This is a genomic window from Pseudocolwellia antarctica (genome assembly GCF_049933045.1).
Classification (GTDB): domain Bacteria; phylum Pseudomonadota; class Gammaproteobacteria; order Enterobacterales; family Alteromonadaceae; genus Pseudocolwellia.
The window spans coordinates 3,255,357-3,275,968 of record NZ_CP187926.1 but is presented as its reverse complement, the minus strand read 5'-3'; the positions used below and the strand labels follow the sequence as shown (position 1 = coordinate 3,275,968).

Below are 20,612 nucleotides of genomic sequence, written 5' to 3'. Positions count from 1 at the left end.
TTTCTAGCTTGTATCTAAATAAATAAAAGTAAAGAAATGTAAATTTTATCACAAGTGAAGAACCATTTTTAAAGGGATTACGTCTATGACTCGAGTGATCAGCTGACTTCTTAATTAAGTGATGCAGCTATCAATGTAGTTATTCAACTTATTATTTATAAGGTTTTATTGATGAATTTAGACAAACGTTCCAATCTAAGCGTTAACCCGTGGTTTTGCGCTGCATTTTTTATAATGGCACTCATGTTATCAGCTTGTGGTTCAAGCGATGATGATAGTACCGGTGATATAAGATTTTATAATCTATCTGAAAATTCTCCAGCAATTTATTTAACCATTGATGAAGATTTAGATGACGAGGATGACGATGCTTATGAAAAAACATATACGGGCGTTGACTTTTTATCTTTAAGTTCTGCTAGTAGCATTGAGAATGGCGATTATTTTTATGAAATCGCTTTCCAAAATGACGATAGTACTTCACGAGACGATTTAGAAATATTATTAGAAGGTAGCCTTAATATTGTAAAAGAATCAACACAGTTATTAGTATTAAATGGTGATATTCACTCTCCAGAGCTTCTAATTTATAATGTACCTACTATTGACGATGATGAAATTGATGATGATGTAGATGACGACTTATTTAATATTCGAGTATTAAACATGTACTCAAGCGATCAAAACGTTGCTATGTACATGTCTAAAGATGACGAAACATTCAATGAAGCTGTTTTTGTTGGTGAGTTTAGCTACCAAGCATTATCAGACAATCAAAAAATTGACCAAGAAACTTATATCTTTTACTTGGCTGATGTAGATACAAATGAAGTGTTATTTGAGTCAGACGAAATTACGTTTTCTTATGCAACTCAATATATTATTACAGTAAGAGCAAATATCTCAGAAGGTGGTTCTCCATATACTATCGACCTGATTTCTACTTCATCAATTACAGAATATATTGATATAAACTCACAAAGTACGTTTAAAGCTTACAACGCGATTAAAACACACGAGTTACTTCCTGAATATCAAGGTAATGTAACTTTAACGCTTGAAAGCTTAGCAAGTACAGCTACTACGTCTACTTTTTCTTACGGCTCATTTAGTGAAGAGCTAGTACAAGAAAATGGCGATTATAGTGTAATGCTTACTAACTCAGATACAGATAATGTGATCATTGAAAATCACTTATTAACGTTGCCTGAAGATTCAGATAAAACTATTTTCTTTTACATCCAAGAAGACAGTGTTGATGCCGATGGTGATGGCGATATTGATGAAAATAACGATGGTGAAATTGATGAAATTGAAATCACTATCCAATCGTTAGTTGTTGATAACAGCGTTGACTCTAGTATTTATGATCATGAAATGACGTCGATTAACTTTATAGATTCTGACGATTTCAGTCTTGTAAGATTATATTATGTAAAAAATAATGAATCGATTGATACAACATCTAATGAGCAGTCAGTGTCTTATGGTGACTCATCAACAATTACGTTATTAAACAATACTTATACGGTTTATGTTGTGGCGCAAGATGACTCAAGCGAGTTGATACTAACGAGTTTTGAACTAACCTTAGATGAAGACTCTATACCTCAATATATAATTTTAGAAAATGACGAGTCAACTGCTACAGGTTACCGAGCTACGTTAGCAGAGCAGTAATTTAAACAGGTTAATATCATGAATTTTCATGAACGTATTTTAATTTTAAGTGACCGTAATGGCGATGCTAATAAAGAACAGCCAGTATGGTCACGCGGTTTAAAAGAAGAATATAGCGGGTTGGTTTATTGTTACTCTGTGGTGGATTTAGCTAAGCAGGTAATGAGTAACTCGTTTGATTTGATTTTTATTGATATACAAAAACCGTCTGAATATTTAGTTGATGTCATTAAGTATATTCGAAAAACGACACGCTTAGTCATTTGGAGCTTTGTAGACGACGCGAAAGAATCTGATGTTGTAATGTTACTTAAGGCGGGTGCTGATAATTGTTTAAAAAGAAGCAGCAGCCAAGAGGTTATATTAACGCAAATAGAGGTTTTTTCTCGACGTAAGCAACTTGATAGATTGTGTGTTGAAAAAAATCAGTTACAGTTAAACTCATTCTTGTTGTGTCGTGATAAACGCGAATTGTATTGTCATGACGATTTAGTGGTAACAACAGGCATAGAGTTTGAATTGCTGAACATGTTAATGACGAATAATGGTGAAGTTGTTTCCAGAGAAGATATTGCTAAAAGTATTTTCAAACGAAATGTACTTTATTGTAGTCAGAGTATTAACATGCATATTTCAAATATTAGACGTAAATTACGCGCTATAAGCAACAATGTAACCATTAAAAGTGTACGTGGTAATGGTTATATTTTTGTCTTCGATTTTTAATCGTATAATTCGTTATTTATAACAAATATAGAAATATATAGTATGAATCGTAGTAGAGCTCGAATAGAAATATTCGGGCTTTTTTATTATTTTAAGTTTTATAATTTAATCTAAATAGGCTATTGATTGACCCTTGCATCTTGTTGATTTACATTAATTACTATCGTCTTAAAAATAGTTGTAATAACTACAATGCCAAATAAAAATAAATTTTTGCTCTTGTTATTGGCTATCGTCTTAGCTATTTTTTCGATACTCATTCTTTATTCTGATGCTGTGGAGTCAGTGTTTAATAGGTTAAATGATCCCGTCAATATTATTGCAGAACATAATCCCCAACAAGCTCAGAAACAGAATGAAAGTAAAACGGTAAACTCATCGAATCAACAACAGCTTTCAGAATTATTTGCTCACTCTACGTCAGCCACATGCTTTGCTCCGTTGCTTTCAGCCACAACCACTGAAACTAAAGCCATTTTAAATAATGACAATTCTGAGCATCATCAAACGACAAAAAAATATTATGTGTTAACAACCAATTTAGACGATCAAAGTGGTGTGTTTACTAACGAGTTAAACCAAAAGCTATTTTTTGTATTTCAGCACATTGAAAACGAATTCAATATCAACTTCAGTCATAAATTAGACTTGAGCATAGCTTATCAAGGTAGCCGAACAGATTATGAAGACTACGTAATGGAGCAAGGTCGCTCACCAGAAGGAACTATTGGTGTTTATCTTTATCCTGAGCACGCTTCCGTTATTGAGTTTATTGATCATAAGCAAGCAATAACAACTTCAATACATGAAACTATTCATGCTTTTAATCGTAGTTATTGGGGTGAACTACTGCGCTTTTTTAATGAAGGAATGGCTGAGTATTTTGAGAAGGTTGCTATAAGTGGAGAATTCAAAGCTTTCGATTTTTCAGGCTTACAAGATCAAAAATATCCGATGGAAATAGAGAACTTGTTATTTTCTGAAACCGATTGGCATGGTGATAATAACCATAAGCTTTATCAAAACAGCAATGCACTCTTTCATTTTTTAATGAGTAATGAAAAAGGACGAAGCTTAATATGGGAAATTATGCAGCTTGAGAAAGAAGAATCATGCTCTGTATTGCCAGAGAGTACGATCTTAGAAGTATTATTTGAAATGTATCCTAATCATCAGCAAGAATTCGATTATTGGTTTGAAGACGGTTTAGCGCTATTCCTTAAAAATAAAAAGCAGTCATAATTATTTTTATGGATACACAATACCCATGAAATAAATGTTGTGTATTTCAGCTATAAAAAAACCTGCATCAGCAGGTTTTTAATTACTTTAAACAATTTAAACACGAAATCTTAATTTCAGTTTATAAAGTCTTCAATGTTGCTATTACGTCACTTGGCTCTTGTCTTGCTGTGTAATCAGCATCAACAAAAGCACTAGTAACAGTACCATCTTTAGCAATAACAAAAGTTGCCGCTAAAGGTAAATCGAATTGTCCTTCACCATTATGCGCAGCTACATCAATACCAAATGATAAATAGATAGGTTTTAATGCCTCAGGTAAAGTGAAAACTAAGCCTAAGCTTTTCGCATAGTCAGCATTAACGTCTGATAATACGTCAAATGCTAGTTCATTTTTTTCTGAAGTAGAAAGCGATGCATCAGGTAATTCTGGCGTGATAGCAACTAATGTTGCACCTAACGACTTAATCTCTTCAAGAGAATTTTGGTATTCACGTAATTCAAGATTACAGTATGGACACCAACCGCCACGATAAAACGTAACAACGACAGGACCATTCTCTAATAAGCTTGCTAATGAAACTGTTTCGCCTTTATGGTTAGGCAGTGTAAACAAAGGCATGGCTTCGTTAACTTTAGGTGCGTTTAACGTTATACCTGAATCAGCAAGGCTTTTAGTTGTTTGTTGCATAAGTTCTTGTATGTTTTGAGGAACATTTTCTACAAAGCCCTCTTTGAATTCGTTAATTTTTTCGGTTAATGACATTTGTTGTCTCACTGATTATTTCTTATTGAACGTTCATTCAATCATTTTTTTAACTATTCTTCAAGTTGTTTTTTGAACAAGCATTCAAGATGATGTAATATATTATTAACAAAGCGAGTAAGGACTCTACACTTATGCCAAAAATACAATTCGACCGACAAGATGTTCTCAACAAAGCCACATCACTATTTTGGCGAGAAGGCTATAGTGCTACTTCAATGCAGGCACTATTTGAAGTAACAGGCTTAAAACCAGGAAGTGTTTATTTAGCCTTTGGTAATAAGGAAGATTTATTTAAAGAGTCGATCGACTTCTACGGCAAAAGGTCTATCGAGTTTTTACAAGCTAAATTAAGTCATGATGAAACGATAGAGTCTGGAATTTGTGAGCTATTACTTTCTTTCGTGGATGAATCAACACAAACTGATTACTGCAGTTGTTTCCTGCTTAAAAGCCAACTTGAGTTAGACAATCAGGCGCCATTAAAGCAACATATTTCTGATTATCTTCTCAATATAGAAAATATATATAGCACACGACTTTCGACTATCTATGGTGAAGAAGAAGCCAAGCAAAAGGCAGCAAGTGTTATGGTACATATATTTGGTATTCGAGTTTATGGTTACCATACCAACAGTAAAGAGCAAATTTTAAGTAGCTTAAAGCTAGGCTTGCATTGGTTACCATGGTCGCAGTTAGCTCACTAGCGCTTTTATTTTATATCCATTTAAAACATTGGCGTTTATAATGTGGGGATTATTTAAGGCAAATGCCGCACTTTATTAGAGCTATACAGAATATGACTTTTCCAAACGATGAAACAGGCCAAGTATTGGCAGAAATGCAGGAAGCGGGTATTGATTTAACAATTATACATAACGTTGTTTTTTTTCAATTATTTGCCAATAAAGAAGACGCTGAAGCTATGGCTGCTCACCTTGCTGAAGTTGCGCCTGATATTAAGTGCGATATTCACCCTGATGAAACGCCTAATGTTTGGGATTTAGATTGTTCAATTCAACTTCTGCCTATTTACGACGCTATTATTGCTCAAGAAGCACAATTCGAACAAATAGCCACTAAGTTTAATGGCTACAATGATGGCTGGGGAATGGAAGGTTAAGCCTAACCTTAGATCAAATAATACAGTAAATAGTTTCAGACTGTTTACTGTGTTTTTAGTTTAAGTACTTCAACTCTTATCTTTCAAATTAAATTCAAGCTTAAACTATTAACCTTCAACCATCGCTTCAATCGCTATTTCAGACTGTCGAACATATTGGGTATCTACCAGTTCTCCTTGCCACGTATTGTTAGCATGAGCAGTCGCTGCAGTTTCACGAATTAATTCGTATACAGCTAATACCGCAGGTGTCTGACTGTCTTTATCAGCAAAATGTAAATATACATCACGCCAAATATTGGGCTGAATAATATCAATTTTTCTTAGTTGTTGGCTTAACTCTAAATGAAACGTTGCTGATGATGGCACTATGATTAGTCCTAAACCTTGAGTTACATAATGTAAGGTTGTCATCAACTGACCAAAAGCTTTTTTAGTTTTTAGTTTTATACCCATTTTTTTAGCCTGCTTATGAAGAAATGTACTTAACGCATCATTTTCATCAGGCATAAAAATTTCGTAATGTTGCAACTCTTCAAAGGGAATAGAAGCGTACATTGCTAATTCACTATAGGTAGGGTTTTTAGGCTGTTTTGATATGTATAAAGACAGCGCTTCTCGAAGAAGTAATATGCCTTTTTCAGTACCATCTTGATTGTAACGAATAGCTAGGTCGACCTCTTTATCCACAAGCCACTTATCAACTATGTGTGAAGGGCCTATTCTAAAAGATAAATCTATACTTGGATGCCTATGCTCCAACTCGGTTAATAGAACAGCTGAAAGCACGTTACAAGCCGCTTGACTAACACCTACCACTACCTTGCCTTTGCAATCCATTTCACCTTGCATAAGCTCAGCTTTCGCATCGAATATCTGAGACAAAATAATACGTGCGTGTTGCTCAAATAACTTTCCTGCAGCATTTAAAGTTACGCCTCGGAAGTCTCGTTCAAACAATTTGGTTTTTAATTCATGTTCTAAATTGGCTAACTGCAAACTAATTGCGGGTTGAGCAACATCTAATTCTCGAGCTGCTGCTGTAATGCTGCCTTGATCGGCGGTAGTTAAAAAATATTGTAGCTGTTTAGAGTTCATTTCTAACCTAATGTTGTGAGTTGTTTAAGTTGGATCTGTGTGTGTATTTACTACGAATTATGTTTTGGCTTTAGATAAATAATTTCCTGATAAGGCATCAGTCCAAATTAAGCAGCAAATTTAATGCCAGCGAATATTTTCATTTTATTCTTCTTTGAAAATAGCCTCAAAAGCGATGGTTTACAAGGCTATAAAAAAAATATGGGGGGGCACAATATTTTTCAGTGTTCTGTTGTACGAAGAGTCTCGTTAGTATCAATTCCATGTTTTGACCTAGTGTCTAAATCAATTATACGGAGTTAACGAAAGCCATTATGCTCAATATTACAAGACGACAATTTCTGACGTATGTCGGTGCTGCTGGTGGTTCATCAGCGTTACTAAAAACGAGCTTAGCATTAGGCTTAACCCCTGAAAGCACTTACGAAGGGCCTGTTAATATTAAGCCTGCAGCTAAAGGTGAAAAACCAACGGCACTCATTTTAGGCGCAGGGATATCTAGTTTAGCAACAGCTTTAGAATTAGAACAAGCAGGATATGAATGCACCATTTTAGAAGCGTCTTTTAGACCTGGTGGACGTAACTTAACGGTTCGCCATGGCGACAAAATTGATGAAATGGGTCGACCTCAAATATGTAATTTTGATAAACAAGAAAATTTATATTTAAACTGTGGACCAGCCCGAATTCCAGGCCATCACCGCAGAGTTTTGCACTATTGTAGAACACTCAATGTGCCATTACAGGTCAAAGCTAATAGTAGCAAAATGGCCTATTTCCATGATGAAAAGTCACTAGGCGGTAAACCTAAGCGTATTGTTGAATACCATACAGATGTTCGTGGACTAATGTCTGAGTTGCTATGGAAAGCAGCTGATAACAGTCAATATGATCAACTCTTGTCAGAAGAAGATGTAGCAAAGCTTATGTCTTTTTCTAAATCTTATGGCGATTTAACCGAGAATGGTAAATATCGTGGCAGTGAAAGAGGTGGTTCAGTAACCGACAGAATGATGGAATACCCTGTTCCTAATGTGCCAATAGAACTAAAAGACATGTTAGACAGTAGTTTTTGGTATGGCGGTCTATTAGGAGCTGAACAATATGATTGGTGTGAACCTTTAATGGAACCTGTAGGTGGTATGGATTCTATAGTTAAAGGGTTTCTGAGGAATGTAAAAACAACACCTGTATTGAATGCTCAAGTTAAAAAAATCTTCAACACAGATAGCGGTGTAGAGGTAACTTATGAACAAGGTGGTTCATTTAAAACCATTAAAGCCGACTATTGTTTCAATAGCATCCCATCATACTTTATGGCAGGCATAGAAAATAATTTCGATGCAGCTTACCTAAAAGCATTAAATAGTTATAAACGCGGACACTTATTCAAAATTGGTTTCCAAATGAAAGAGCGTTTTTGGGAACGCGATGGCATTTATGGTGGCATTAGTTACACCACTGGGCCAGCTAACCAAATTTGGTACCCATCTCATGACATTCACGCTCAAAAAGGCGTTGTTTTAGGCGCATACACTTGGAAAGAGAAAGCTGCAAAAATGTTTGAAGCATTATCTCATGAAGAACGCCTAAAAGTAGCAATTACTAATGCAGAAAAAATCCATCCGGGCTACGGAAAATACATCGAAAGTGGCGTTTCAATCCCTTGGGCAAGAATGAATTATCAAATGGGTTGTGGATCTCGTATACCTGCAGATGTATGGGATGAACATTTCACATTATTACAAAAGCCTGAAGGGCGTCATTTCATGATTGGTGATCAAGTTAGCCACCACACAGCTTGGCAAGAAGGTGCATTAGCTTCTAGTGAGCAAGCGCTTCAGCAACTAAACAAACTAGTTGAGTTAGGTGCTAACAAAAAAGGAGTTTCTTATGCACGTTAAAACCCTGTTATTCAGTTTGTTTATGGCTTCATTAGGGCATAGCGCTCAAGCCAAAGAAACTCCAACTCCAGCGGGACTAGAATACTGCACCGTTTGTCATGGTAGTCAATTAATGGGCAACGTAAATATTGGTGCGCCAAGACTTACGGAGTTATCTAGCTGGTATGTAGAGCGACAATTACAAAACTTTAAGTTAGGCAAAAGAGGTGCTCATCCTGCCGATAAAACCGGTGGTGAAATGATGTTGATGGTAGGCAAGTTGTCTGATGAAGAAATCGCTGAAATTGCTGACTGGGTTACACAAACAGTATCGACTAAACCAGAAGCCGTGATTGAAGGAGATATCCATTTAGGTGAACAACAATACCAAGCATGTGCGGCATGTCACGGAGAAAGTGGTCAGGGAAATAAGGTATTAGGTGCACCTAAGCTGAATGGTTTGAATGACTGGTACCTGGTTACTCAATTAAATCATTTCAGACTGGGCTATCGAGGTACTGATAAGTCAGACATTTATGGTCAACAGATGAAGGCTGCAAGCAATGTAGTTTTATCAGAAGAAGATGCGGCGAACTTAGCCACTTACATATATCAATTAAAATAAACTTAGGAGTATTACCATGAAGAAAATCTTATTAGTTGCTGCGAGCACACTATTTATGAGCAGCGCTATGGCTGATGTTACACGCCACGCTTTACCAAATAACAATCCGTTTCCTATCTCTAGAGCAGTAGAAGTTACACCAGACACGACTTTGATTTTTCACAGCGGCATGGTGCCAGGCCCAGTAGATGCTACAGCCGAAAAGGGCAGTAGCAAATATTATGGCGATACAGAAACTCAAGCCTTAAATGTATTCAAACGCTTTGAAGCTTCTTTTAAAGAGCTAGGTGTAGATTTTGGTGACGTTATAAAAATGCAGGTATTTATGGTGGGTGATCCTGCTATGGGCGGAAAAATGGATTTTTCAGGCTTTATGAAAGCCTACACAAAATACTTTGGCACCAAAGAACAACCGAATAAACCAGCACGTTCAGCCTTTCAAATCGCAGGCTTAGCCGGCGGTCCTAATATGTTAATTGAAATTGAAATGGTGATTGCAAAACCTGAATAATTTTATTTCTACAAAGAACACCCATGCCTCTATTTAGAGGCAAAAAAACAACAAGAAAACCACACCAAAACATGAGAGATAGAGGTTCACTATGGCTAAATATTCATTACTCAGTAAAGCAATAAAAACCAGTTTAATCACCTGTGCAATTAGCACAATATCTATGAGTTCAGCATCAGCCCAAGAAGAAACTGAAGTAGAAGCCGAAAAAGTTTACGAGAAAATAGTGGTGACCGGTGCTCGAGGGGTGCCACGCTCATTAGCCGATTCAGCTGTTCCTATTGATGTATTAAGTGAAGCCGATTTAGCCGCGGTTCCTTTTACCGACACCAATGATATTCTGAAAACATTAGTACCTTCTTACTCTCTATCTCGCCAGCCTATTTCTGATGGTGCTTCATTTATTCGTCCAGCTACATTACGTGGTATGCCTACCGATAAAACCTTAGTTCTGGTTAATTCAAAACGTCGTCACCGCTCTGCATTAGTACAAATTGGTGGTTCAGGTACACAAGGTCCAGATGTTGCAACAATCCCTTCTTCCGCTTTAAAAGGTGTTGAAGTACTTCGTGATGGTGCAGCTGCGCAATACGGTTCAGATGCTATTGCTGGTGTTATTAACTTCCAACTAAAAGATAATGATGAAGGTGGATCTTTATCTGTAGAAATGGGGCAACATTATGAAGGTGATGGAGAGCTAGTTACTATTAGCGGTAACATCGGTTTTTCGCTTGGTGAAAAAGGTTTTTTGAGCTTGTCAGGTGAAATTTCTGATTCAAACTCAACATCTCGTGCAGAACAGTATTGTGAAGATTGGGCTTGTGTTGATGTTAATGAACCGCGTTTTGGTGGATTCGATACTTCTTTAGCTGGATATTCTGAAGAAGCTTTTATTGCTGGTTTAGGTGCAGCTAATTTAGGCGGTGAAGATGTTGTACAACCTTGGGGCCAACCTAATACATCTGCAACTCGAATTTTCTTTAACTCAGGTTATGAGATAAGCAATACCATGCGATTTTATGCCTTTGGTAACTATTCAGATAGTGAAGGAGATGGAGGTTTCTTTTATCGTTACCCAGGTAACGGCACAATCGAAAATATTCGTTTAGAGGATGGATCGCTTTATTCTCCTTTAGAAAAATTCCCAGGTGGTTTTACCCCTAGATTTACAGGTGAGATCGAAGATATTTCAATTCTTGCTGGTTTAGAAGGGGAGTTCGCTAATGAGATGACGTATGACATTAGTGCTCGTTTTGGTTCAAACGCAATTTCTTATACCTTAGATAACACCATTAACCCATCTTTAGGCCCAGATTCACCTACTTCATTCAAGCCAGGAGATTTAACCAACGAAGAGCTACAATTTTCTGCTGATTTTACACAACTTTTTGATGTGGGCTTTGCCAACGAATTAGTGTTAGCGTTTGGTTTTACTTATATGGAAGAAAGCTATGAGTTGGGCGAAGGCGGTGAGTTGTCATATGCTGTAGGCCCTTATTCAAGTTCTGATCCTCATGGTTTTTGTAATGCTGACGGAACGAGTACTGCTGCCGGTTTAGGTGTAATAAGTAATGGTTCAACATTAAACTGTGCTGACAGCGATGATGCGGTTTATCAAGCCGTTGGTGTAGGTTCAAATGGCTTCCCTGGTTTTTCCCCTGAGTACTCTGGTAAGTATGAAAGAGATATGATGGGTATTTATGTTGATTTAAGTAGTGATATTACTGACGAACTATTTTTACAAACCGCTTTCAGATATGAAGATTATTCTGATTTTGGCTCAGAGCTCGTGGGTAAACTCGCCTTTAAATACACGCTAACCGATGAGGTGAATTTACGTGGCTCAGTGGGTACAGGCTTCCGTGCTCCTACACCAGGTCAGCAGGGTACAACGAACGTATCAACACGTTTACCTGATGGTTTCCCTGTTGCTACCGGTTTATTCCCAGCATTAAGTAATGTGGGTCAAGCGTTAGGTGCAGAAGCATTAAGACCAGAAACCTCAGTAAACTATAGCTTAGGTCTTTCGGGTAGCTTTGATGAACTAACATTAACGTTAGACTTCTATAACATTGCCTTAGATGATCGTTTCTATGCAGTATCAACTATCGATGTATCAACGGATCCAACATCAGGTGATGCCTATGATAAATTTCTAGCTTTAGAAGCTGCTGGTGTTGAAGGTGCTAATACAATTGGTGGTGTTAACTACTTCCAAAATGCATTTGATACAACTACATCAGGGATGGATTTTGTTGCCACTTACACAATGGATAACACTGTTCTAACCGGTTCTGTAAACTATAATACGACAAAAATTGATTCAGAAATTAGTGATTTCTTAAGTGAAGAAGATGCTTTTGACTTAGAAAACTCTATTCCTGAGTGGAAAGGTGTTGTATCAGCGAAACATGACTATGATAATTTCACCTTCTTAGTACGTGCAAATATCTATGGTTCGTATGAAAATGCTATTGATACATCAGCAACAGAAATCCAAAAATATGACCCTGTTGTATTGTTTGATTTAGAGATGAGCTATCAATTAAGTGATGACTTAACCCTTGCTGCTGGCGCTCGAAACATTTTTGACACTTATCCAGATACGGATAATGGTGATGATTGTTGTGGTGCGATTTATTGGTCAGGTAATACAGTTGATTGGATGGGCGGTTACTACTACGCACGTTTAAATTACACTTTCTAACCTAAACACTCTGCTTTAGCACCGAAGTATAAAAAGTAAAAAGCCGTTAGTGATAACGGCTTTTTTGTGTCTTTGGTAAAGATAAATATATAGGTTATTAGAACTATTCTTTTATTAGAGGTAACTTCGCTTTAACCCAAGCATTCATATCGCCTTCAAGGTGACGGATATTTGAAAAACCATTATCTTGCAATACACTTTCTGCAGTAATTGCTCTTCGACCTGAACGACAATGTACAACTATCATTTTATCTTTATGCTGAGTTAAAAGGGATAAGTTATCGGCAACGGTATTATGACTAATATTGATGGCATTTTTAATATGACCTCGATTAAATTCTACAGGCGTTCTCACATCCAACACAATAAAATTTGAAGCTTCTTCTGTTGCGTTAATACCTTTTTCAGATACAGACAGTAACTTCATTAATTCATCTTGAGATATTGTAGGTGTTTGAGCTGCAAATACATTCACTGAAAAAGCAGAAATTGAAATAAAAGTAGCAAAAGCGAGTAGTTTTTTTATTAACATGTAAATCACCTTAAGGTTGTATTTAGTTTGTATCGTTTGAATTTATATTTTAAGGGTAAGAACTAGAGTTAAGGCAGAGCTGAAAACAAGACAGAGAAATGAAAAGTACAATACTTGATTAACACGCTTAACAGCATGAACAATACTGCTCGCATCTGGCTCTAATGCACTGTCGTTAAAACTCGCACGTCTTAATTTTGTATCGTTATATAGGGCAACACCGCCGAGTTTTTTCTCAATAGCTAAAGCAAGCGCATAAACACTAATAGTATTGTTAAGGCTAAAGAAATGCTTTTTAATTAGTTGCCAAAATAAGCGTGAATTTTGTCCTATCGTACCAAGCATAATAAATAATACAAATAAGCGAGTGGGTAGCCATTGTAGTATTTGTACTAAGTTATTAACTAAAGCACCAAAGGCTCGAAATTGTGGGAGTTTAATATTCCAGCTGTAATGCATTTCAAGTAATAGTCTAAAGGTTAAAGCAGCATAGGGGCCCCATAAAACATAGAAAAAGGCGACACTAAAGCATTGTTGCATGGTTTGCAGTAAATGCATTTCAATACAGGCTTTACTTAGCCCTAACGACGAGAGTTTTTCGGTATTTCGTAAAGTTAAAGGAGCGATTAATTGCTTAGCTTCTGAGGTGTTTTTAGCAAGTAAAGCTTTTGCTGTTTTAATTGTTGCTCTTGTTAAGCCAAAGGATCCTAATGCGAAATACAGTAAAAAACCGTGCCATAGCCAATTAACTTCAATAAAGCTTTCAAACAACCATAAAATTATAAGTAAAGGCGATAAGGTCACAAGTGTTGAAAGGGCACCTGCTATTTTCTGTTGGCTTGGTTTGTTGTTTTGATTGTTCACTTTTTTTGCAAGCTGAGTGCAGAAAAACCGAAACCAGTGCATAGGTTCTTTAATAAAGAATATAGAGAGAAACACTTTTACTAGCACCACGACGGTAAATATCAATAAAGATAATATGAAGGGATGTTCTAGTAAAAAGTGATTCATAGTTGTTGGTTTGCTGCCTAGTTACGCTAAGGTTTTATCTTTCATGGCATTTAACATATTCATTACCAATTGAGACGAGTTAACTGAAGCTGTTTCTAAATATGCTTCGAATGAGGTTGGTGACTCTTTACCTGCAATATCAGACATTGAACGAATGATCACAAAAGGAACATTTAACTGATGACAAGTATGTGCAATAGCCGCACCTTCCATTTCAACAGCAGCCATTGTAGGGAAATTTTTACGCGCTTTAGCAATGTCTGCATCAGCCGTCATAAATGTATCGCCAGTGGTAATTAAACCTAATAACGTTTGAATAGGAGTATCAGACGTTGAGCTTAGCTCAGCAATACCAGCTTGAGCCGCTTCAACCAATGTACTATGAGGAATATAAGCAGGAGGATTAGAAGGTAATTGTCCTACTTCATAACCGAAAGCTGTTACATCAACATCGTGATATCTTACTTCACTACTGATCACAATATCGCCGACTTTCAACGATTGTTCAAAACCACCAGCAGAGCCAGTATTTACGATGTAATCAGGGCTAAATTTATCAATTAAGAAAGCCGTTGCTAAAGCTGCAGCAACTTTACCAATACCTGATTGCACAATAACAACATCACTGCCTGCTAAAGTACCTTCATAAAATGTAAAACTGGCATATTCAGTGGTTACACAGTTTTCTAATTTTTCTTTTAAAATGGCAACTTCAGGTTCCATTGCGCCAATAATTCCAGCTTTCATTACGTATTTCCGTTGATTAATATCTAAATAATAAGGCAATTATAGCTGTAATATTATGGAAAAGCAGGAGTATTTTATTCACAGAAAGATTACGTTTAGTCAGTAGGTATGTAGTTATGTTTATGTATTAGTAGAAATAAGTAGGTAGTTAATACGAAATAAATATAGGAGTGACGTAATAAGAGAGGTTATTAAATCTAACAACTTGGGTTATCAGGCTGTTAGATTTTTGAAACTTACAAGCGAATCATTATTTTACTGGTGAGTTTACTAATGTGGAAGAGCTGCAACGCGTGGTGCTGGTATTTGACGTGCTGCTTTAGGGCGATTCATTTCTTCTAATTGAGAGCGTGCGGCCGCAGGGCTAAGTACACCCGAGGTATTTTTAGATCTTACTCTTATCATAGGAGCAGGAATAACACTGCCTTTCATTTTAGGTTCTGGTTTTGCTTGCCCAATTAAACGTGTGTTAATACATGCACGTATTTCTTCAACCGTATAATTAGCTTTTACTTTAATTCTTAAATGAGGGATTGATGCCGCTTCTAATGCGCCACTTACAAACCAATCTTTTTTAAGTTTATAGCCTCGACCTTGTGTATCAACTAAGTCAATCGCACCAAGAAGCTTCATGGTTTTACGATCACACAATACGAAGTCTAAGTATTTCTTATCAGCATTATTAGCAGCTGCTTGGCTCGCTTTATTCGATACGCCATTTCGTATGGTTAAAATATCAGAAAGCTTTACTCGGTTAAGGACGCGGTATTCAGATCCCATAGCCTGCTCAACTAAGTTTTGAAAATTCTTTTCTGCTGGCGTAAAAATGGCACTTTTACGATCAAATGGAAAAGGAAAGCTATTATCATTTAAGCGGCTCGCCAATAAAGCGACAATAACAACAAGACTCACCATGGCAAATAATATTAATTCCATAAGCTTCTCCACTAATTCAAAATTTTGACGGTTTAATTTATGTATTGAATAAAGCAGTATTTATGCCAAAAAGTTGTATCATTTCTTTTAGGGCTGAATCTATTTTTTATAAGTATGGAAGAGTATGGAAATTGAATTTTATTTTTAACTAGAGGTGATGGTAATTGTTTGATTTATAGTATGTATGTATTAAGTGATGAGATGTTTGTTTATTTATATTTAAAGCTGATGTTTTTCAATAAGTAGATCAAAAAAGAGGGAAGCATAGCTTCCCTCAAACGCAACCTAATAGCAAAGGTTGACTAATAGAAGTTGATTAGGAATCTCAACAACTGTTTAACTAAAGCGTATATTTTGCAGAAACTTGAAAGTAGTTAGAATCTGCATCAAATTCAGCCATTTCGAAATTACCTACTTCAACACCAAAAGAAAGTTCTTTAGTGTAGTTTTTAAATAAGTTGATACCCCAATGCGTTCTATCACGATCAGTCTCATCAGTTGTTGTATTACCATAGAATACCGAACTACGCATGTCTTCTGTCCAAAAATGACGGTAAGCTACCATAACTGAAGTGGTGTCTTCTACTTCTTCGCCAACGATATCAGTAGATGCTACTACGCCAATGTAACGACCTACATTGCCTCCATATACTTGAAAGCGGAAATCATCTTTACCTGAAGTATTAATACGACCAGCAACACCATAACCAAATGCTGAATGAGTGTTACCCAAAGTAGATTCTAATTTACGGCCTAAACCTGATACTGAAACATTACCCCAGTCACCAGAGAAGGTGTATTTAGCGATAAAATCAGGAGCACCATCACCCGCTGTATCACTGGTTGCTATTCTATTACCACCATATGATTCAGGGTTTTCAATCGAAACTTGTAAACCACCCATGGTATAACGAATTTGACCTTGGCGTATGAAAGCCGATGCAACTAAAGGTCCACCAAAATCAGCTGCTTCAGCTAATGCGCTGGTATTTTGGAAGGTAGTCCAAGTTTGACCAACTAAAATGTTTTTGTATTGAATAAAGGCATGACGTATACGTGGGTTTGAAGAGTTAGAAATAATTTCGTTACCGCCACCAGAAACAGCGTCGCCATAAAAATCCATTTCAATGAAGCCGGTAACATCGCCATGTATATATTTGGTATTTATACGTGTTTCGTTTGCTGATATACCAAAGTTAGATTGATCTTCAGCAAGTACATTTCCACCGCCATACCAATAGTCATTAGCTTCGATATTACCGTTTGTATATCGAGTATCTACTTTAATATAACCACCAAAAATAATTTTACTGTCTTCGCCTGTTTTAATTTCATAGCCTGCATTTGCTGTACTTGTGATAGCAAATAGTCCGCCCATTAATAGTGCTTTTTTAGTTGTATTCATGTTATCCCCTGTATAGCTTCTTAGACGAAACAAACTGCCTTGTAGCTAATTTATTTAATATTATTATGGTGTTATATTTTATGTGAGATTTAACTCTCACGAGTTATGCCTAGTTTATTCAATAGTACTTGAAAATAGTTTGTTTAATTTTTATTAGTATTTTTGTTAATTAAGTAACGCTAGTTTTTGTTCTAACTTCTGAGCTTTTAATGTTTTTCGTATTACTTTTCCTGAAGATGTTTTTGGTAAACATTCCATAAACTCAATACATTCAGGTACAGCGATGCTTCCGATTTCTGTGCTAACCATTTCTTGTAATGCTTGTTTAATGTTTTCATTAACTAAAGTATTTGTCTTTAATATAACGAAAGCATGAATCACGTTACCTTTTTGCTCATGCGGAAGCCCAATAACAGCCACTTCTTGAACTTGTGGGTGATTTTGTAAAACACCTTCAATTACTGAGCTAGCTAAACGATGACGTTGTATGTTTAATGCTTGGCTTGGATCTTCAATAACCCAAATATAGTCACCAGCTACAATTTCTGCCCATTTATTTTCTAAGCCCTGATTATTTGTAGAGATACTTACGCCATGGTTCTTGTTTAAAAAGTTCTTCCAAGGCTGAGGGTTATTCAAAGTTAAGTCTTTAGATTCGTCAGTTGAATAGCCAGTTTTAGCTTGGCAATCGTTGGTTTGATAAATATCAGACTTACGCGTTGTATTCATGACTGACTTCTCTCGACTAAAAGTAGTGAATTAATGTTTTTTTAAATTACACAATAAACTAAACATTTCTCATGCAAGTTAACATTAGACCTAAGTCTAAATTTTCATCAAAACATCTATGACTTTAGTCTAATAAGAGGTGGTGAGTTCTGTGGTTTAGAGATTTTTGAGAGAAAAAATATTTATAATAAAATATCGGAGAGTGTCGTTTCATTAGGTTTTTGTCTGGCATTAACTTGCGCCATAAGCAACTCTGCCGTTGCTATGGCATCGTTTAAAGCATTATGAGCATGATGTTCGGGTAGTTGATATTGAGAGCGTAATGCAGATAAACGTAGTGAAGAAGGGTCATAAGGTACGTCACGAGCATCTAAACGCTTTTTCGCTACCATTAAAGTGTCTATCATCGGAAATACAGGTGCAACACCATAAAGCTTAATACATGCTTGTTGTAAAAATTCGCGCTCTATACGAGCAAAGTGCACTAGCATCACCTTACCTGTTAATGCTTTTAATAAAATTTCAATTACTACTCTAAGTGGCTCTCCTTGATCTTTTTCAGTGTCAGTAATTTGATGAATCGTAACATTGTCTGACTTTAATAAGCCTTTACTACGTACTATTTGGTGGTAGCTGTTTTTTAACGGGATCCTATTCGATTGTAGATCGACAAAACCAATGCTGAGTAACTTGTCTGTTTTAGGGTTTAACCCTGTTGTTTCAAAATCGACAGATAAAATGGGTGTATCAACAAAAAACTGCTTCTCATCAGGAAAAGGCACAGATAAAAAATCATGTAAAGCACCTGCTGGTACTTGTTTTAATAGACGCTTTCTTTTCGCTTCATAACCAAATAAGTTTTTAAAAATCATTAACCAATTCCTTTAGTATGAAGACTGTCTAACGTCTTGCATGGTTTTTATTACTTTAAAGGCGTCTTTCAAATGTTCACGTTCTAGCTTTGATAAGGCTTTAGGTGGTAACAAGTTATTGGGCTTTTTATTGTTTTGCATCCTATTTGACTGATTTTGCATACGGAGCATCGAAATAAACTCATAAGCAGCAATTAAATTTGCTGCAGACTCTTTAGTTAATGACCTTGTACCTGCCGCTTGTCGTAAACGGGTTATGGTATTCGTGCTACTAATGCCTTCTGCTAACGCATAAATTCTCGCTAGATCTACAATCGGTGCTATCCCGTTATGTTTTAAGTCGAGTACTGATTTGTTTTCACCATCGTGCTTAAGTACAAAGTCTCGGAAAAAACCTAAAGGCGGTTTTAATCTTAAAGCGTTTTTCGATAGATGCGCGATAAACATAGTGCTTCGTTTGGTTTTTTCTAACATACCAGAACGAACATTTTCAAGTAATGATGTGTCTCCATAAACCGTAGTTAAATCAAAAAATATGCTGGCGTTTAATAAAGAGGCTGAGCTTGGTGTATTTACCCACTCGTCGAAATAGCGGTGCCATATTTTTTGCGGTTGTCGCCATTTTTGATTCGTTGCCATAATATCGCCAGGGCAATAAATAAACCCACAAGCAGCTAAGCCATCAGAAACAAAAGTCGCGAGGTCAAAAAACCAAGCTTGATCCTCTGGCTTTATATCATCAGATATGATCAAGGCATTGTCTTGGTCTGAATGAGCAAGTTGTTCTTGCCGAGCTTGTGAACCTGCAGCTAACCAAGCATAAGGTACAGGCGCAGGGCCTAATAATTTTTCAGCCATTTCAATTAAACGTATAGTGAATGCCATCGTAATTGCGCTGATACTTTTTCCCACATGATCTGCTGTTGTACCTAGCTTAGCCATGCGTATTTGTAATTTAGGTATCATGGTACTTATTTTTGCTAGCTCGCTTACCGTTGTCGCTTTATGAATAATACTGGTTAAGTTAACGGCGTGTTGGCCTTCATAATTCATCAGGTCGGTAACCGTTAACATGCCCTCTAATTTACCTTGATTGGTAACAGGTAGGTGATGGATATGTTTTCCCGTCATCAACATTAAAGCGTCGTAAGCATTACTGTTTACATCAAGTGTCGTTGGATTTTTTGTGATGATATCGCTTATTGGCTGGCTAAGAGATAAGCCTTTTGCGACACAACGACGGCGTATGTCTTTGTCGGTAACTATGCCGATAAAATTGTCTTCTTCTAAAATAATTAAGCAAGAATAGCCTTGTTCAGTCATTGATATAGCGGCTTCTTGAATAGTACTTTTATGATCGATACTAGCGACAGGCGTATGATAAAAATGCGTAATAGGTGTATTCATTAATGACGATGAAATAATGGCGTCTTCATTTACTCGAGTCATTTTTTTATGTAAACGTTGCTCAGCACTTTGTTCAAAGAAAGCGATAACGTCAGGGAAGTCATGCAATATTTCTTGTAGTGCGGGATAGGGCAACGCGTACAGTAAGGTATCTTCGTTACTGCATAATCTTATCTCGATGTTTGTTTGTGCATGACAATACAGAGTACAAATATCACTTTCGCTAAACATACCTAACAGTTCATTTTCAGATGAGTAGTAGCTTAACGCGCCTTTTCTTAAAACAAATAAAGTTTCTGCTGACAATTCATCAGGCGGTAAATCTTCTTGTTTACGTAAATAACAAATGCTTATTTCTTTTACTACGGTGTCTAATAACGAATCTGGGAGTAAGTCAAAAGGTGGGATTAGCTTTAAAAATCCTCTTATGTCAGCGAGTTCGTTGCTCATATCTTATTTTCCATTAAATAATTCCACCTAGATCTAAGTGCTTTTTTATTAAGCAAACAAACGTATTTATTAGCCATGCAGCGCAGTACTTGCCAATAAACTAGTCCTATTGGTGGTAGCCCGTCAACAATAAACCGTGAGGTTTAGACTAAAGTGTAATAC

The 20,612-nt window shown here is 36.5% G+C and carries 19 protein-coding genes; 9 read left to right on the top strand and 10 right to left on the bottom strand.

The genetic code is table 11. From position 1 onward, the window contains the following. Positions 1-171 precede the first annotated feature (171 nt). From ACPUVN_RS14150 to ACPUVN_RS14140, 3 genes are all read left to right on the top strand, one after another. Entirely contained in the window at positions 172-1,680 is a 1,509-nt protein-coding gene (locus ACPUVN_RS14150) for a hypothetical protein (protein WP_426369286.1), read from the top strand. 18 nt (positions 1,681-1,698) lie between these two features. Beyond that, entirely contained in the window at positions 1,699-2,406 is a 708-nt protein-coding gene (locus ACPUVN_RS14145) for a winged helix-turn-helix domain-containing protein (RefSeq protein WP_426369285.1), read from the top strand. 192 nt (positions 2,407-2,598) lie between these two features. Beyond that, on the top strand, positions 2,599-3,648 hold the full coding sequence (locus tag ACPUVN_RS14140) for a hypothetical protein (protein WP_426359687.1): 1,050 nt from the start codon (positions 2,599-2,601) through the stop codon (positions 3,646-3,648). Between the two features lie 121 nt (positions 3,649-3,769). On the opposite strand, the gene ACPUVN_RS14135 is transcribed toward ACPUVN_RS14140, so the two are convergent. After that, positions 3,770-4,414, bottom strand: coding sequence for a peroxiredoxin-like family protein (locus ACPUVN_RS14135; RefSeq protein ID WP_426369284.1), 645 nt, complete (start codon positions 4,412-4,414; stop codon positions 3,770-3,772). 134 nt (positions 4,415-4,548) lie between these two features. Between ACPUVN_RS14135 and ACPUVN_RS14130 the strand changes: the two genes are divergently transcribed. Further along, positions 4,549-5,121: a TetR/AcrR family transcriptional regulator gene (locus ACPUVN_RS14130; RefSeq protein ID WP_426359689.1), complete on the top strand. Its 573-nt coding sequence runs from the start codon at positions 4,549-4,551 to the stop codon at positions 5,119-5,121. A 92-nt stretch (positions 5,122-5,213) separates the two neighbouring features. Further along, positions 5,214-5,537, top strand: a complete 324-nt coding sequence (locus ACPUVN_RS14125) for a ribonuclease E inhibitor RraB (protein WP_426359690.1) — start codon at positions 5,214-5,216, stop codon at positions 5,535-5,537. Between the two features lie 108 nt (positions 5,538-5,645). On the opposite strand, the gene ACPUVN_RS14120 is transcribed toward ACPUVN_RS14125, so the two are convergent. Next, complete coding sequence (locus ACPUVN_RS14120; RefSeq protein WP_426359691.1) at positions 5,646-6,635, bottom strand: LysR family transcriptional regulator; 990 nt, start codon at positions 6,633-6,635, stop codon at positions 5,646-5,648. A 314-nt stretch (positions 6,636-6,949) separates the two neighbouring features. Here ACPUVN_RS14120 and ACPUVN_RS14115 point away from each other — a divergent pair, with 314 nt between their 5' ends. From ACPUVN_RS14115 to ACPUVN_RS14100, 4 genes are all read left to right on the top strand, one after another. Further along, entirely contained in the window at positions 6,950-8,539 is a 1,590-nt protein-coding gene (locus ACPUVN_RS14115) for a flavin monoamine oxidase family protein (RefSeq protein WP_426369283.1), read from the top strand. Then, positions 8,529-9,143, top strand: a complete 615-nt coding sequence (locus ACPUVN_RS14110; RefSeq protein ID WP_426359693.1) for a c-type cytochrome — start codon at positions 8,529-8,531, stop codon at positions 9,141-9,143. Before ACPUVN_RS14115 ends, ACPUVN_RS14110 begins: the two co-directional genes overlap by 11 nt. 16 nt (positions 9,144-9,159) lie before the next feature. Further along, positions 9,160-9,654, top strand: a complete 495-nt coding sequence (locus ACPUVN_RS14105; RefSeq protein ID WP_426369282.1) for a RidA family protein — start codon at positions 9,160-9,162, stop codon at positions 9,652-9,654. 91 nt (positions 9,655-9,745) lie between these two features. Next, a complete protein-coding gene (locus tag ACPUVN_RS14100) occupies positions 9,746-12,361 on the top strand; it encodes a TonB-dependent receptor plug domain-containing protein (RefSeq protein WP_426369281.1) in 2,616 nt (871 codons plus the stop codon). A 103-nt stretch (positions 12,362-12,464) separates the two neighbouring features. Here the strand turns inward: ACPUVN_RS14100 and ACPUVN_RS14095 are convergent, their stop codons facing one another. The 8 genes from ACPUVN_RS14095 to ACPUVN_RS14060 form a co-directional block, all read right to left on the bottom strand. After that, positions 12,465-12,893, bottom strand: coding sequence for a rhodanese-like domain-containing protein (locus tag ACPUVN_RS14095; protein WP_426359696.1), 429 nt, complete (start codon positions 12,891-12,893; stop codon positions 12,465-12,467). Positions 12,894-12,935: 42 nt separating this feature from the next. Beyond that, complete coding sequence (locus ACPUVN_RS14090; RefSeq protein WP_426369280.1) at positions 12,936-13,799, bottom strand: cobalamin biosynthesis protein CobD/CbiB; 864 nt, start codon at positions 13,797-13,799, stop codon at positions 12,936-12,938. A 126-nt stretch (positions 13,800-13,925) separates the two neighbouring features. Beyond that, positions 13,926-14,651 (bottom strand): 5'-methylthioadenosine/S-adenosylhomocysteine nucleosidase, encoded by a 726-nt coding sequence (gene mtnN / locus ACPUVN_RS14085; protein WP_426369279.1) that lies wholly within the window; start codon positions 14,649-14,651, stop codon positions 13,926-13,928. 270 nt (positions 14,652-14,921) lie between these two features. Next, on the bottom strand, positions 14,922-15,587 hold the full coding sequence (locus tag ACPUVN_RS14080) for a DUF2726 domain-containing protein (protein ID WP_426359699.1): 666 nt from the start codon (positions 15,585-15,587) through the stop codon (positions 14,922-14,924). A 340-nt stretch (positions 15,588-15,927) separates the two neighbouring features. Beyond that, a complete protein-coding gene (locus ACPUVN_RS14075) occupies positions 15,928-16,992 on the bottom strand; it encodes a DcaP family trimeric outer membrane transporter (protein ID WP_426359700.1) in 1,065 nt (354 codons plus the stop codon). A 165-nt stretch (positions 16,993-17,157) separates the two neighbouring features. After that, positions 17,158-17,721, bottom strand: coding sequence for an AMP-binding enzyme (locus ACPUVN_RS14070; protein WP_426359701.1), 564 nt, complete (start codon positions 17,719-17,721; stop codon positions 17,158-17,160). 182 nt (positions 17,722-17,903) lie between these two features. Then, positions 17,904-18,593, bottom strand: a complete 690-nt coding sequence (locus ACPUVN_RS14065; protein WP_426359702.1) for an exonuclease domain-containing protein — start codon at positions 18,591-18,593, stop codon at positions 17,904-17,906. A gap of 12 nt (positions 18,594-18,605) precedes the next feature. Then, a complete protein-coding gene (locus ACPUVN_RS14060; protein WP_426359703.1) occupies positions 18,606-20,450 on the bottom strand; it encodes a putative nucleotidyltransferase substrate binding domain-containing protein in 1,845 nt (614 codons plus the stop codon). Between the last annotated feature and the right edge of the window lie 162 nt (positions 20,451-20,612).